We start from the raw sequence: 15,094 nt of genomic DNA, 5'->3' as shown, positions 1-15,094 counted from the left end.
AAAGTTCGGGAGAGGCTGATATTAATAAGTTTCAGAAAATTTATTCAGAAATAATAATTTTCTTAGTTAAAATAATGTTTTTAGCTTCGTCTTTCACCGTCACGACAAAAACGCCGGAGTTTAAGTTGTTCAATTCAATTTTCGCCGCAGTTCTGGCTGCATTGGTCACCTCTTTTTGCATGACTCTTTTTCCAGAAAAATCGTAAACCTCAACGGAAAGTGCACCTTTGGTGTTTGGAGCCGCCAGATTAAAGAATTTTTCTTTGATATTGGTCGGGTAAATGTTCACCTCATTGGAAACAGCGACATTCGGAATTTTTCGGTCGTTTGCAAAATATTTACTTGCCAGATCATACACATGCATGTTTTGAGGCCCATCCATAGATTTTGCCGACAGATCTTTCAGATTAACTTCGTAAAAAGACTGCCCTTTTGCACTTGCGATCACTACATTGCCCAATTCATTCACTGCTGCGCCGTTTACCGTATAGTTTTCCGGAAGACCATTTACTTTTCCAAGAAACTGCGCATTTAAATCAGCAGTAAAGATTTTAAACACATTGCCGGAAGCCGAGAACACATAAAAATTATTTTCAGCATCAGCAATCATATCGCCGCCGTAGCCGACATTCATAACGTCGAAACGGTTATTCCCATTTGAAGGATCATTTTTAAGCGCGCCTAAATCTGTAACGGTGTATTCGCCATTTTTCTGGCTGATTCTGATCATTTGTGAACCGCTGTTGTTCAGCGTATAGATGTTTCCGTCATAACCTGCAGCCATTCTCGTGATATGAGAACCCATGTCACAAGGGGTTGTTTTAATGACATTGTTTTCCACCAGCTTTATTTTACCTGAAACGGTATTTAAAACATAGATATTGGAAGAAAAAAGAGGCGTGTAAACCAAGTCACCAGATGATGCATACGCCAAACCGGCCATCTGCATGGTCTGGGAATGATGAATGCTTGCTTTATCCTCGTTGACCTGTTTTCTTAGAATCTGGGAATACACGGACGGGGTGCTTTGATCAGAAAATATAATCTGATCAGAATTCCCATTGAAATTCAGACTGCGGAAATCATTGAAAACAATATTGGGAGTATCTTTACCGGTGAGGGCAAAAATATCTTGCTGTGCAGTAATAATGCTGCCTGTAAACAGCAAAAATAAAGGAAGTAATGTTTTTTTCATATTGCTTAATTTTTTATGATTTAACTTAATAACCAGAAAACAGGTACTAAATTAAGCAATATTTTATGAAATCAGAAAAAATTTTATTAAATCAATAGATTAATTCAAAAGATAAGTCGTCCCTTCTCGCCCATCTTTTAGCTCGATTCCATCTTCAAGCAAACGGTTGCGGATCTGGTCTGACAGCTCAAAGTTCTTGGCTTTTCGGGCCTGATTTCTCAGTTCAATAAGTACCTGTAACGCCTGGTTGAGCTTTTCATTATTATTTTCTTCGATGTTCTGTAAACCCAGAACTTCAAAGACAAATGCAGTCATCAGTTTTTTAAGTTCCTCAAGATCTTCAGCAGAAATACTTTCTTTTCTTTCTTTCAAACTGAAAATAAATTTAACTGCCTCAAAAAGATAAGAAATCAAAATCGGAGAATTGAAATCGTCCGTCAGGGCTTCATAACACTTCTCTTTCCAGTCATTTAGATTGAATACAGACGATTCAGCAGAAATGTTAGGTGAAAGACTGTTCAGAACTTTAACCGCTTCCATCAGGCGCTGAAATCCTTTTTCGCTTGCTGCCATGGCTTCACTGGAAATATCCAGAACGCTTCTGTAATGCGCCTGCAGAAAATTAAAACGTACCACACTCGGATGAAAAGGCTTTTCAAAAAAATCATTCTCACCGGAAACCAGCTCCATCGGGAGGATGTAATTTCCGGTGGATTTGCTCATTCTTTGTCCGTTCATCGTAAGCATGTTGGCGTGAAGCCAGTAATTGACCGGTTCGGTACCGTTGCAGGCCTTTCCCTGAGCTACTTCACATTCATGGTGCGGAAATTTTAAATCCATGCCACCGCCATGAATATCGAACTTTTCTCCAAGATATTTCGTGGACATTGCGGTACATTCCAGATGCCATCCCGGAAAACCTTCTCCCCACGGCGAATTCCACCGCATGATATGCGCCGGAGAAGCTGCTTTCCATAAAGCAAAATCCTGAGGATTCTTCTTTTCGTTCTGCCCGTCCAGATCTCTGGTATTTGCAAATAGTTCTTCGATGTTTCTGCGGGAAAGTTCACCATAATTCAGTCCGCGACTGTTGTATTCCAATACATCAAAATACACAGAACCGTTGCTTTCGTAAGCAAAACCTTTATCGATGAGTTTCTGGGCGAGTTCAATCTGCTCGAGGATATGACCGGTTGCAGTAGGCTCGATCGTAGGCGGAAGAAGATTGAAAGTCTCAAGGACTTTATGAAAATCTACAGTATATTTCTGTACAATCTCCATAGGTTCCAGTTTTTCCAGCCTCGACTGTTTAACGAAACGGTCGTTTTCAACATCGCCGTCGTCGGTCAGGTGACCAGCATCGGTAATGTTTCTGACGTACCTGACTTTATATCCCAAATGCATCAGTGTCCTGTAAATAAAATCAAAAGACATGAAAGTCCGCACGTTTCCGAGGTGCACATTGCTGTAAACCGTGGGTCCGCAAACATACAGCCCGACTGCGTTCTCGTGAATGGGTTTGAAGATTTCCTTTTCTCCGGAAAGTGAATTATATAATTTAAGCGGCATAATCTTTAGGCTTAGTACGGTTCAAATATTTTAGTAATGGAAAGGACCGGATTCAGAATCAGTCCAGTTTTGCATGGCTTCCCACGTAATGCAGGAATTCCTGTCTCGTTATGGGATTTGTTCTGAAGATTCCGCTGAGTTCAGCGGTAATCGTAGAACTTGCGGTATCTTTAATTCCGCGGCAGTTTACACATAAATGCTTTGCGTCAATAATGCAGGCAACATCTTTTGTTCCAAGTGCGGATTTCAGTGCATCCACGATCTGCATCGTTAACCTTTCCTGCACCTGCGGACGTTTCGCATAGTAATCTACAATCCGGTTGATCTTGGAAAGTCCGATAACTTCTCCGTTGGAGATATAGGCAACATGTGCCCTGCCGATGATCGGCAGGAAATGGTGTTCGCAGAACGAATAAACCGTTATATCTTTTTCTACCAGCATTTGCCGGTATTTATATTTGTTGGAAAAAGTGGAAATCCCGGGCTTGTTTTCCGGCAGCAGTCCGCCGAATATCTCATTCACAAACATCTTTGCGACTCTTTTCGGGGAGTCTTTCAGGGAATCATCGGTCATATCCATGCCTAAAGTCTCCATAATCTCATGGAAATGATGGCGGATGAGTTCAATTTTTTCTTCCGGTGATTTCTCGAACGCATCTTTCCGCAGCGGAGTGTGCTCCTTCCCGGTAAAGACATCGTCGTCGTTATCAATAAAATCTGTCATATTCCTTATTAATAATCCCCAAAATTAAGCAATTTTTATGAGTTCAGGGAAATGGATAGTGATCAGCGCGACTCTCATCATCCTTATTGAGATAATATCGGGTCTGCATCCGTTTTATTGAATATTCAGTCTTTTGCAACCCGTATTTTTATTATACATTTGAAATAAAAATAAGAGATTTTGAAAGTTATCCCAGTTAACACCCCTACCCTTGTTGATGAATTCCTAAACTTTCCGGACCGGCTCTATAACGATGATCCCCATTATATCCGTTTTTTAGATACCGATGTTGAAAGTGTTTTTGACCGGAAAAAGAATAAATTTTTCAAAACTGGTGTTTGTGAAAGGTTTCTTTTCACGAACGAAAAGAACGAAACGGTGGGTAAAGTTGCCGTATTTGTGAATGGGAAATACAAACAGAAACAGCCTACAGGCGGTTTCGGCTTTTTCGACTGTATCAACGATCAGAATACGGCGAACTATATCTTTGATTTCTGCAAAAGCTGGCTTCAGGAAAAAGGTATGGAAGCTATGGACGGCCCCATCAACTTCGGCGAAAGGGATAAATTCTGGGGACTTCTTACCGAAGGTTTTGCCGAACCTCTGTACGGAATGAACTATCATCCCCCCTACTATAGCGATCTCTTTAAAAACTATGGTTTCGAAGTATATTTTAACCAGATCTGTTACAGCAGACCTACCCACAGTAAAGTTTCCAGGGTTTTTACGCTGCTGCATGAAAAACACAAACGCAATCCTGCGATTTCTGCAAGAAGGATGACCAAAAGGAAACTTGATAAATTTGCCAAGGATTTCTCTGAGATTTACAACAAAGCCTGGGCAGATCATGGAGAGGGAAAACAGATTGATGAGGGAAAAGCACTCAGGATCTTTCAAAGCATGAAACCGGTGATCAATGAACACATCTCGTGGTTTGTATATGAAAATGAAAAGCCAATTGCCATGTGGATCAATATTCCGGATCTGAACCAATGGTTCAAGTATCTTAAAGGCAAGTTCGGATGGTGGCAGAAGATTAAATTCCTCTGGCTGAAAAAATTCACGAAGAATACAAAGATGGTGGGTCTTGTTTTCGGGGTGGTGCCGGAGTGGCAGAAGAAAGGAATCGAAGGGTATATGATCTGGGAAGGCACGAAACATTTGCGGAAACACACCGATTTTCAGGAAATCGAAATGCAGTGGATCGGCGACTTCAATCCCAAAATGCTGAAGATTGCCGAGAACTTAGATACAAAGGTCACGAGGAAACTGGCAACCTTCCGTTATCTTTTCGACCGGAAAAAAGAATTTGAAAGGCATCCTATCCTGTAGACTTTAAGATATTGCCCCGACATTCGCGGGAAATATTAATTTCATAATTTCGCACCTGAAATATGAATATGATGGCTGAGAAAGAAAGAATGCTCGATGACCAATGGAAGAAATGGGGACCTTATGTAAGCAACCGCCAATGGGGCACGGTGCGCGAGGATTACAGTACCAATGGTAATGCGTGGGACTATACCAACTATCACGGTGCCATCAGCCGGGCTTACCGCTGGAACGAAGACGGAATTGCCGGAATCTGCGACAGCAAACAGCGGCTCTGCTTCGCCTTTTCTTTCTGGAACCGCCGCGATCAAATCATAAAAGAACGTTTCTTCGGCTTAAGCAATCACGAGGGAAACCACGGAGAAGACATCAAGGAAATCTTTTACTACCTGGACAATACCCCAACTCATTCGTACATGAAGATGGTGTACAAGTATCCCATCAATGAGTTCCCTTATGAACAGCTTGTAAACGAGAACGCCGCACGCACAAAAAAAGAAGGGGAATTTGAACTTACTGATACCGGAATCTTTGAGAACAACGCCTATTTTGATATTTTCATCGAATACGCCAAGATCAATCATGACGACTTCCTGATCCGCGTCACGGCAGTAAACAGAAGCAGCACAAAGGCACCTCTCGTTATCCTCCCGACCGTTTGGTACCGCAATAACTGGACCTGGGGCTATGGCGCGTATGAACCTCAACTAAAGTCTTCGTTCAACGGAGTGATCGATATCGACCACAATACCATCTGCATGAAGAAATTCTATGCAAGAGACACTTCCGCTGAAACTTTATTCTGCAACAACGAAACAAATTCGGAGAAGATATTCGGAACTCCGTCCGAAGCAAAGTTCTTTAAAGATGGCATCAACAATTACCTCATCCACGGAACGGAAGATGCGGTGAACCCGGAAAAGTCCGGAACCAAAGCCAGCTTCTTCATTGACGCTGAACTGGAACCCGGCGAAAGCCGCAGTTTCGATTTCAGGCTCAGCCCGCATGAAATGGATGATGCGTTCTTTGATTTTGATGAAATCGTCGCACTCCGGAAACAGGAAGCGGAGGATTTTTATGCAGACATCCAGTGTGACCTGGCCGATGAGGAAGAGAAAAACATCCAGAGACAGGCTTTTGCCGGACTTTTATGGAACAAGCAGTTCTACTATTACAACGTCTCGAAATGGCTGAAAGGCGATCCCAGACAAGAAGCGCCACGCGACTTCAGTCGCCATGTCCGCAATACAGAATGGGAACACATGCAGAACAAAGACATCATTTCCATGCCCGACAAATGGGAATATCCATGGTTTGCGACGTGGGACCTCGCCTTCCACTGCGTACCTTTTGCCCTGCTTGATCCCGGATTTGCCAAGCATCAGCTTAAACTCCTTACCAAAGAATGGTACATTCACCCGAACGGCCAGTTGCCCGCCTACGAGTGGGACTTCAGCGACGTGAATCCGCCGGTGCATGCCTGGTCGACCTTCCGTGTATTTAAAATCGATGAAAAAGCCAATGGCAAGCCTGATCTCCCGTTTTTGGAAAGTGTATTTCAGAAACTGCTCCTGAACTTTACCTGGTGGGTGAACCGCAAGGACAAGAACGGGAACAATGTCTTCGGAGGAGGCTTCCTAGGTCTCGACAATATCGGTGCCTTCGACCGCAATATGGAGTTCAAGAACGGTGACCATCTGGAGCAGGCCGACGGTACCAGCTGGATGGCGATGTTTGCCCTGAACATGATGCGCATCTCCATGGAGCTCGCGCTCTACAACCCAGTTTATGAGGATATGGCCATCAAATTCTTCGAACATTACCTGTACATTGCCGAGGCGATGGAAAATATCGGCGGTGCCAAAGGAGGCCTCTGGAATGAGGAAGACGGCTTTTTCTACGATGTGCTTCAGCTGAATGACGGTGACTCTGTTTCTTTGAAACTCAGAAGCATCGTAGGCCTCATCCCGATGTTTGCAGTAGAGATTATCGACCATGAAATACTGGAGCAACTCCCCAATTTCACCTCGCGTATGCAGTGGATCCTCAAAAACAAACCGGAGCTCGCCAATCTCGTTTCGCATTGGGAGGTAGAGGGTGCCGGCGGAAAACACCTCATGAGCATCTTGCGCAAAACACGCCTGAAAAGAGTTTTGGAAAGAATGGTGGATGAAAAAGAATTTCTGTCCGATTACGGAATCCGCTCGATGTCGAAAATTTATGAAGATGAACCGTATCAGTTTACTGTAGACGGGCAGGAATTTTCGGTAAAATACACTCCGGCAGAGAGCGACAGCCGTATGTTCGGCGGAAACAGCAACTGGCGTGGCCCGATCTGGTTCCCGATCAACTTCCTGATCGTTGAGAGCCTTCAGCGCTTTCATTACTACTATGGCGACCGGATGCAGGTTGAATTCCCGACGAACAGCGGTGAGATGCGAAACCTGGAATATGTCGCCGACAACCTCAGCAGCCGTCTCTGCTCCATCTTCATGAAAGATGAAAACGGAGAGCGTGCCTTCAACGGCGGAAACCGAATGATGAACCATGATGAACACTTTAAAGATTACATTATGTTCAACGAGTACTTCAACGGAGATACCGGCATGGGCATTGGTGCCTCGCACCAGACGGGCTGGACAGCCACTGTAGCCAAACTCCTGAAACCGCGGGTCTCTTAAATAAAATTTGCAGGATCATAAAGTCACCTCTTCTGAGTGCCTTTAAAACTGGGCTTCGGGTGTTTCAGGAAAAGCAAGCTTGCTTTTCCCTAAATCGTCGAGAGGTTTTCCCCAAAAGCAAGCTTGCTTTTTACCAACTCGTCGAAAGGTTTTCAGGAAAAGCAAGCTTGCTTTTGGATAAGTCGTCGGAATTCTTTCCTTAGATGGTTGAGACGGCTTTCAGGAAGCCTTTTCGCCATTTACAAAGACCTCAAAACTGATGCTTACACCCGGTTCGAGGGTTTTGGAGACGGAACAGTATTTTTCGAACGACAGTTCCGCGGATCTCAGCGCCTTTTTCGGATCGATGGTCCCTTCCAGAAAGTATTTAACGAGAATGGTCTTAAAAGGCTTCGCTTCATCCACCTGCACCCTTTCCCCTTCCACTTCCGCAGAAAATCCGGTAATGTCCTGGCGCTGCTTTTTCAGGATCGAGACCATATCGATGCCGCTACAGGCTGCCGTGGCCATGAGCAGGCTTTCCATGGGTGATACGCCTTTGGCGTTGGGCTGTGAAGTATTGTCGAGCAGGATTTTATTGCCGGCAGCGTTGGTGCATTCGAAGAGGTACTCTTCATTGATGCGGTTAATGGATATTTTCATAAGGTGATTTGTTTATCCAAAAATAAGAATAATCAATTCAATTTATTTAATTAATTTTGTGTAAATCAGTTCGATATGCCGGAAATATACAGGTTCTACGGAATGGTAATTTATATGTTTTTCAATGAACAGCCGCCGCCGCATTTTAAAGTAAAATACAATAACTATGAGGCGAATATCCTACTTGAAAACGGACAAATCCTAAACGGCGATCTGCCCAGAAGCAAACTCAGACTCGTTCAGGACTGGATAGAAATTCACAAAACCGAGCTCCGGGAAATGTGGGAAAATAAGAATTTTCTCAATACCATCATCTACAGGGTGACAAAAATACTGGAGATAAAATCGACGGAGATCATATGTGAGATCAACGGTGAAGTAGTTTTCCAATTAGATATTCATCCGCTGCTTAACAAACACCATCATTTAGCAGGAATAGAAAAGCTGAAAAATCAAAAGGTATTTAAAACGGTAGAAATAGGGGAAATGGGTGAACTTCGGTGGAAAAATCTGATATTTCTGAACGGGGAATTCTGGAATTACGACATTTCTCCGGAATTTATTGTTCATCGGGGCAAACGTATTGCTTCCTATAAAACGTAGCTGTTTTTCTTTATAATATTCCTCTCGATTTAATTTCAAGATATTTGTTAATGACCTCAATGCTGAGGTTCTCGGGCAAGGTGTAAACGGTATAAATGCCGTATTTTCTGAGTTCCTGGATAATGAGTTTTTTCTCGAATTCAAACTTTTCAGCAATGATCTCGTCGTAAACTTCCTGCATGTTCTCAGGATTTTTATGGATGAGTTGCTGTAGCTCTGAGTTTCTAAAGAAGACGACAACCAGCAGGTGGTTCCGGGCGATTCCGCGGAGGTATTTCATCTGGCGGTTTACCGCATCGAGCGTTTCAAAATTGGTGAAGAGCAGAATGAGACTTCTTTGTCCAATGCTGAACTTCACATCCTGATACAGCCTGCTGAAATCGCTCTCGAAGAAATTTGTCTGAATATGGTATAAAGCCTCGGAAATCTTCTTCAGCTGACCCGATTTGTTATCGGCCGCTACTTTGTTTTCTGTTTTCTTGGCAAAGGTCATGATTCCGGCGCGGTCGCTTTTCTTCAGAATGATATGGCTCAAAGCCATGGTCGCGTTTACCGAATAATCGAGCAGACTCAGTCCTCCAAACGGCATCTGCATGGTCCTTCCTTTATCAATGACCATATAAATGCGCTGCGCTTTTTCGTCCTGAAATTGGTTCACCATCAGCTGATTCCTTTTGGAAGTGGCTTTCCAGTTGATGGTTCTTACATCGTCGCCAGGCACATATTCCTTGATCTGTTCAAACTCCATTGTATGGCCAATCTTGCGGATTTTCTTCATTCCGCCGAGAAGAAACTCATTCTGCAGTGCCGTGAGTTCATATTTCCTTAAATGGATGAAAGATGGATAACTGGGCAGTACCGCATCCTTTTGAAACGTAAACCTGCGGGACACCAAACCCAGTACCGACTCTACAAAGACGTTGAGGTTCCCGAAGCTGTAGGTTCCCCTTTCTTTTGGCTCCAGGATGTACTCGAACATTACATTCTTCTGTGGCTCTACCTTTCTCTCAATAAGGAAATCGCGCTTCTGGAACTGGAAAGGGATCTCATCAATCACTTTGGCCTGAATGCGGAACGGATAGTTGTTCTTCAGATCGATTTTCACAGAGTTTTGGTCGCCGTTGGAAAATTTTTCGGGCAGAATCCGCTGAGCCTGCAGTGCATTCTTCTGATTGAAAAGCAGAAGATAATCTACCATAATCGCGAGTACCGCCAAAATGAGCAGTCCGTGCGCAAAAACCATCAAGAAAGGAAAGAAAAAAGCCAGGATATAGAGCACTCCCACTCCGAAAAGAGTGAAGAAAAAACGGTTATTGATGTAGAGGTTTTTCATTTTCAGCGATGGCTAGTTGTAGGTTTTAAATTGGGGGAACCTGCTTTTATCTCGGAATCTCAATCGTCTCTAGAATCTGTCTGATGATTTCATCCGCAGTCAAGCCTTCCATTTCTCTTTCCGGAGAAACCATGACTCTGTGACGGAGTACTGCATAACTGGCTTCCTTGATATCTTCGGGCGTTACGAAATCCCTTCCGCGGAGTGCAGCAAAGGACTTGGAAGCCGTCAGCAACGCAAGGCTCGCCCTGGGCGAAGCGCCCAGATAAAGGAACTGATTCTCGCGGGTATTTACGGTGATTTGTGCGATGTATTCCAGAAGATGCGGCTCTACGACAATGCTTTTTACAATATGCTGATAATCTTTCAACTGGGCTGCGGTAATCACCTTCTGCACGGCATCGGTCTTATCCTCCAGTTTGCTCTCATGCTGGTTACGGATGATTTCCACTTCCTGAGAAAGGGTTGGGTAACCTACATTAATCTTGAACAGAAAACGGTCGAGTTGCGCTTCGGGGAGGCGGTAAGTTCCTTCGTGCTCAATAGGGTTCTGGGTAGCAACTACAAGAAAGGGTTCAACCATTTCGTACTGGGTTCCGTCCATGGTAATCTGGCGTTCTTCCATCACTTCAAACAGTGCCGACTGGGTTTTGGCAGGAGAACGGTTGATTTCATCGATGAGAATAAAACTCGAGAATATCGGTCCTTTCTTGAATTCGAATTCACTGTTTTTTACGTTGAATACCGATGTTCCCAAAATATCAGAGGGCATGAGGTCGGGCGTGAACTGTATTCTACTGAAATCCACCTCCACCGTTTTGGCGAGGAGTTTAGCAGTGATGGTCTTGGCAACGCCGGGAACTCCCTCAATCAATACATGACCGTTCGATAAAAGTGCAGCCAAAAGATGTTCAATCATGGATTCCTGACCCACAATCACTTTGCCTATTTCGGTTTTTACCTTCTCCAGGTTTTCCCGAAGTTCCGTCATTTCTATCCTTGAATGGAATTCAGGTTTGGTGTTTTCAGGGATTTCATTTTCAAAGTTTTCCATATTTTTTAGTTTAACGGTGCATCGGATTTTTCATCTCTTCGCTTTCTTCTGTCCTGATGCTGCCCTGTTGTTTTTTATTACTTTAATATTTCGTCCAGAAGCCTGTTCATTTTAATCAGATCTTCTTTCATCACACTGGCGTAAGGATCCTGACCTTTTTTTATCAGCACCACCGCTTCACGGATATTTTCCGGACTTTTTCCGGTTTTCAGATGAAGCAGTTTTTCGAAATGATCATCCAGATTTCGGGTATCAATAAGCAGATCCATCCGGATACGGTTCAGAAAATACTGGGCTTTCTTCGCCATCATATCATGAAAGTCGCCTTCCTGAAGGTATAAATTACCGATGCTTTTCACAAATTCCAACGATTTGTTGTTTAAAGGCTCAATAACAGGAACTATCCTCTGCTTCCGCTTTACATTAAAAACCACAAAAAGCAGTAATCCACCCAAAAGCAGCCACCACGCATAGCGAAGTGCAGGTTTTGAGAGAATAAAGCGCAGTGGCGACGTAGATTTCATGGAAATTTTATTCGCGCCCGAAAACCAAACGGTTTCCCGATCCGGGAGATAAGAGAAAACATGTTCTACATATTTTTCATTCCCCGGTTTCAGCAGATAATAATTGGTAAGGATGAGCGGCTCCGAATGCAGATAAATATGGCCTTTCCCGTGCGGTATTTTAATAAAATTGGCCTGGGCGCCATATCTTCCTTCACGGGTTGTACCCAAAATTTCGTGGTATTTTCCAATTGAAGCAAATCCTTTTCCTGATGGCAGTTTGTCTATAAGTAAAGAATCATTGCTCAGCTTTGTATCAGTAAGCCGGAGAGAATTACGTCCGCCATCATTTACGAATGAATGATCAAAACCGAGTGTATCGGCAATTTTTTTAAGATAAGAATCGGTGATGATGAGCGCATCGGAACCTTCATTCACTGTTTCCAGGATTTTATTGAAGGACTCCTCATCAATCTGCGACTGAATAATTAAAATATTGTGCGACCCTTTTTTCTGTTTTTTATAATAACTGTACGGTGAAAGTTCGGTCCTTGCCAATTTTGAATGGAGAAGTTTACCGGCTTCCTGGCTGAAAACAAAAAGGCCGAAAGGCGTCTTCTCATTCAGGTCAAAATTTTTACGCCAGTCGGTTACCGGCGTTTTATTGAGCTCAAGCAACGCCAGGACCAATAAAACAACGATGAAAATAATGCCGTATAAGCGAAAAGTCTTATTCACAGTTATATTTTAAAATTTTGGAACTGTTCCTTAAAATAATTGTAGTTCACTTCATCAATAACAAACTCGCCGTACCACACGTAATCGAAAATATACACCAGGTCGCGGAAATCATTCTTTATACGAATGTCTTTCAGTTCTTCGGCATAGTCCTTATTTGTTTTTTCGGGATTCCATGCAATGAGTTTTTTATCGGCAAGCATTTTCAGCACCGAAAGAAAACGGTAACGGACAGCGGATCGGTAATCTTTCTGCCTCTCGAATGAATCGATGGTTTCGGGGAAATTAATTTCGTGGATGTTTTCATGAAGGTCACGGTCATCAATTTTTATTTTCCCCTTCTTTTTCCTGAAAAAGTAATTGCCGTTTTTGCCGATTAAAAAACGCACTAAAAAATACAGCACAAAACCAATAATGATTACAGCGAAAAAACGGATGATGTTCTCGGTTAAGGACACCGTCTTTCCGGGATCGATGTTGCCAAATATCGCTTCAACAATTTTCCTGATGAATTTCTTAATTTTTTCAATGAAGGATTCCCTAGGCTTTATAGTCGTATAATCGAATTCGGCACCTCTGTATTGTGAACGGAATTTTTCCTTAAATTGTTTGGGGAAGACGGTATTTTCAGTTGTGGGATTTGCCTGCAGAATGGAGTCAGTTGAATATCCGTCCGGGGAATTGATCACCAGACTGTCGGTTCCATAAATCGGCGGCGGCGGGGATTCCTGAGAAAAACCGAATATGAAAAAAAAGCAGAAAAATAAAGGTATAATCTTATAATTCATGCTGTCCGATCGTGTCGATTTCTGTGAGATCCAGGGTTCTGTGCAAATCGGTTCTGCTGTCATAATACTGAAGTCCTGCATTCACATACATAATGTTCATCAGCAGAAAAGACATCAGGATGGAAACTCCGTATATCATAAAAATGAGAATGCCCATCGTTCCTTCAAAAGGATTCTGAACCGACGAATCATTCTGGGCAACGGTGAATGCTTTAGCGGCGAAAATGACCATTGGAATCATTGTAAATATCGTTGTGATGACCTGAATGACGATGTATATAATGATCGTTGAACCCCAATATTTCCAGAAAGGAGATTTTTCCCTGCCGCTGGGATAGGAAAACTGCGCCCTCATCGCATAACTTAAAGAATCGAAAAACCCCTTCTTCGTGTGAAAATAATCGAACAGCAGAAAATTAACGACATTGACGACCGCAGGAAAAACAAGGAGGAGCAGAAAAAACCCTATCAAAACAAAAATCAGGACATACGAAATTCCGATAATGATTGCTGCAAGTGGAGTGATGATGAAGACCAGGCCGAGAAACAGGATAAAAAACCGTCCGATATTGTTTTTAATATCACCCAGAATTTCATCGGCTCTGATATTTTTATTTCCGGTTTCACTCAGCCTTTTCATGTACAAAACAGGATAGGAATAGGTCACGATTGATACCGCCATGAAAAGTATAAACACCAGCACTGATACTAAGATGAGCATTCCCCGGTTTTCCTCAAAATAAGCCTGAAAATAATAGTTTTGACCCTGTGTATTGGAACCCATCATCTGCGAGAAAAGTTCACCGTACCCGAAAACAAAAGTCACTACCAGAAGAATTAACAACAGTCCATTGATCAGAAGGTAATTCTTGAAATAATTCTTTCCGTGCTCTTTAAAAAAAGCAAACGTGTCGCTAATGAGGGCTCCGAAGTCCCGTTTCTGATAAAATTGCATGGTTTTTTAGTTTTTTTATTGAGACAATATAGGGGTAAATAAAATAGTAGAAGCCGATTACCGAAAACGTTCCGAAAATGATGAAAATATTTACCCATTCAGGCATCTGCAAGGCATATCTTGTTACATAACCTTCGATGATTCCGGCAACTATAGTAAAGGGAACTGTACTCAGAAAGATTTTAAAAGCATCTTTAAAGCCCAGTTTAAAAGACTGAAATCGGGAAAAAGTTTTAGGAAAAAGAATGGATGCTCCCAGAATGAGGCCGGCCATTGCTTCCACCACCATGCTGAAGATTTCGAAAACGCCGTGAAGCCAGATTCCTCTTGCACTTTCCTTCAATGCGCCATGCTCATGAAAAAAATACTGGAATGAACCGAGCATGATGCAGTTCTGCATGAGCGCAAACAGCGTTCCTATTCCGCCGAAAACCCCGTAAACAAAAAGAATTGCGCCAACTTTTAGATTGTTGAATATAATGAACACCGAAGTGCCCCAATTTGTACCCTGCTGATAAACGCCAACTGCATTTGCTGATTCTATATTTTCAATGGTTTTGTTTACATAGTCTTCTCCCAAAATAATGTTGACAAACTCCTTGTCGTAATAGGCAGAGATAAAACCAATCAAAGTAAACAGGATAAAAAAAGCAAATGCATAAAAAAGGTATCTTCTGTACTGGTAAACGAGGAGTGGAACCTCGGTTCTGTAGAAATAGAAAATCCTGTTCTGTTCCGCACGTTTCGTTTTATAAATTTTCTGAAAAATGCGCGCAGAAAGGTGATTCAGGTAAACGGTAGTCTTGCTTTTGGGGTAATAGGTCTGGGCAAAAGACAGGTCATTTACCAGATTAATGTACAGCGACGACAGGTCATCAGGATTTTTTTTGACTTTTCCTTCGACAACCTGCTCGATTCCGAACCATTTTTCTTTATTTTGTTTGATGAATGCCACCTCTCTCATACGATGCTAAAAT

The 15,094-nt window shown here is 42.7% G+C and carries 13 protein-coding genes; 3 read left to right on the top strand and 10 right to left on the bottom strand.

Going from position 1 to position 15,094, the window contains the following annotated elements:
* Positions 1–40 precede the first annotated feature (40 nt).
* The 3 genes from FUA25_RS10575 to folE all read right to left on the bottom strand — a co-directional run bounded on the left by FUA25_RS10575 (position 41) and on the right by folE (position 3,488).
* On the bottom strand, positions 41–1,195 hold the full coding sequence (locus FUA25_RS10575; RefSeq protein ID WP_147756873.1) for a T9SS type A sorting domain-containing protein: 1,155 nt from the start codon (positions 1,193–1,195) through the stop codon (positions 41–43).
* Between the two features lie 99 nt (positions 1,196–1,294).
* Entirely contained in the window at positions 1,295–2,764 is a 1,470-nt protein-coding gene (gene cysS, locus FUA25_RS10570) for a cysteine--tRNA ligase (protein ID WP_147756872.1), read from the bottom strand.
* 58 nt (positions 2,765–2,822) lie between these two features.
* On the bottom strand, positions 2,823–3,488 hold the full coding sequence (folE, locus tag FUA25_RS10565) for a GTP cyclohydrolase I FolE (RefSeq protein WP_147756871.1): 666 nt from the start codon (positions 3,486–3,488) through the stop codon (positions 2,823–2,825).
* Positions 3,489–3,668: 180 nt separating this feature from the next.
* Between folE and FUA25_RS10560 the strand changes: the two genes are divergently transcribed.
* Both FUA25_RS10560 and FUA25_RS10555 read left to right on the top strand, forming a co-directional pair.
* Positions 3,669–4,820 carry a hypothetical protein gene (locus FUA25_RS10560; protein WP_147756870.1) on the top strand — a complete coding sequence of 384 codons (1,152 nt, stop codon included), beginning with the start codon at positions 3,669–3,671 and terminating at the stop codon, positions 4,818–4,820.
* A gap of 68 nt (positions 4,821–4,888) precedes the next feature.
* Positions 4,889–7,501, top strand: coding sequence for an MGH1-like glycoside hydrolase domain-containing protein (locus FUA25_RS10555; protein ID WP_147756869.1), 2,613 nt, complete (start codon positions 4,889–4,891; stop codon positions 7,499–7,501).
* 219 nt (positions 7,502–7,720) lie between these two features.
* Here the strand turns inward: FUA25_RS10555 and FUA25_RS10550 are convergent, their stop codons facing one another.
* Entirely contained in the window at positions 7,721–8,143 is a 423-nt protein-coding gene (locus FUA25_RS10550; RefSeq protein WP_147756868.1) for an OsmC family protein, read from the bottom strand.
* A 75-nt stretch (positions 8,144–8,218) separates the two neighbouring features.
* On the opposite strand from FUA25_RS10550, the gene FUA25_RS10545 reads away from it, so the two are divergent.
* Positions 8,219–8,746: a DUF4160 domain-containing protein gene (locus FUA25_RS10545; RefSeq protein WP_147756867.1), complete on the top strand. Its 528-nt coding sequence runs from the start codon at positions 8,219–8,221 to the stop codon at positions 8,744–8,746.
* A 10-nt stretch (positions 8,747–8,756) separates the two neighbouring features.
* On the opposite strand, the gene FUA25_RS10540 is transcribed toward FUA25_RS10545, so the two are convergent.
* The 6 genes from FUA25_RS10540 to FUA25_RS10515 form a co-directional block, all read right to left on the bottom strand.
* Entirely contained in the window at positions 8,757–10,079 is a 1,323-nt protein-coding gene (locus tag FUA25_RS10540) for a DUF58 domain-containing protein (protein ID WP_147756866.1), read from the bottom strand.
* A 46-nt stretch (positions 10,080–10,125) separates the two neighbouring features.
* On the bottom strand, positions 10,126–11,133 hold the full coding sequence (locus tag FUA25_RS10535) for an AAA family ATPase (protein ID WP_147756865.1): 1,008 nt from the start codon (positions 11,131–11,133) through the stop codon (positions 10,126–10,128).
* A 77-nt stretch (positions 11,134–11,210) separates the two neighbouring features.
* On the bottom strand, positions 11,211–12,374 hold the full coding sequence (locus FUA25_RS10530) for a DUF4350 domain-containing protein (protein WP_147756864.1): 1,164 nt from the start codon (positions 12,372–12,374) through the stop codon (positions 11,211–11,213).
* A 2-nt stretch (positions 12,375–12,376) separates the two neighbouring features.
* The gene (locus tag FUA25_RS10525) at positions 12,377–13,162 is read right to left on the bottom strand and encodes a DUF4129 domain-containing protein (protein ID WP_147756863.1); all 786 of its coding nucleotides are present in this window, start codon (positions 13,160–13,162) and stop codon (positions 12,377–12,379) included.
* A complete protein-coding gene (locus FUA25_RS10520) occupies positions 13,152–14,117 on the bottom strand; it encodes a DUF4013 domain-containing protein (RefSeq protein ID WP_147756862.1) in 966 nt (321 codons plus the stop codon). Before FUA25_RS10520 ends, FUA25_RS10525 begins: the two co-directional genes overlap by 11 nt.
* Complete coding sequence (locus FUA25_RS10515; RefSeq protein WP_147756861.1) at positions 14,077–15,081, bottom strand: stage II sporulation protein M; 1,005 nt, start codon at positions 15,079–15,081, stop codon at positions 14,077–14,079. The genes FUA25_RS10520 and FUA25_RS10515 overlap by 41 nt, the downstream gene beginning before the upstream one ends.
* Positions 15,082–15,094 lie beyond the last annotated feature (13 nt).

Source organism: Chryseobacterium sp. (genome assembly GCF_008014695.1).
Taxonomy (GTDB): Bacteria; Bacteroidota; Bacteroidia; order Flavobacteriales; family Weeksellaceae; genus Kaistella.
This window is presented reverse-complemented; position numbering and strand designations above follow the sequence as displayed.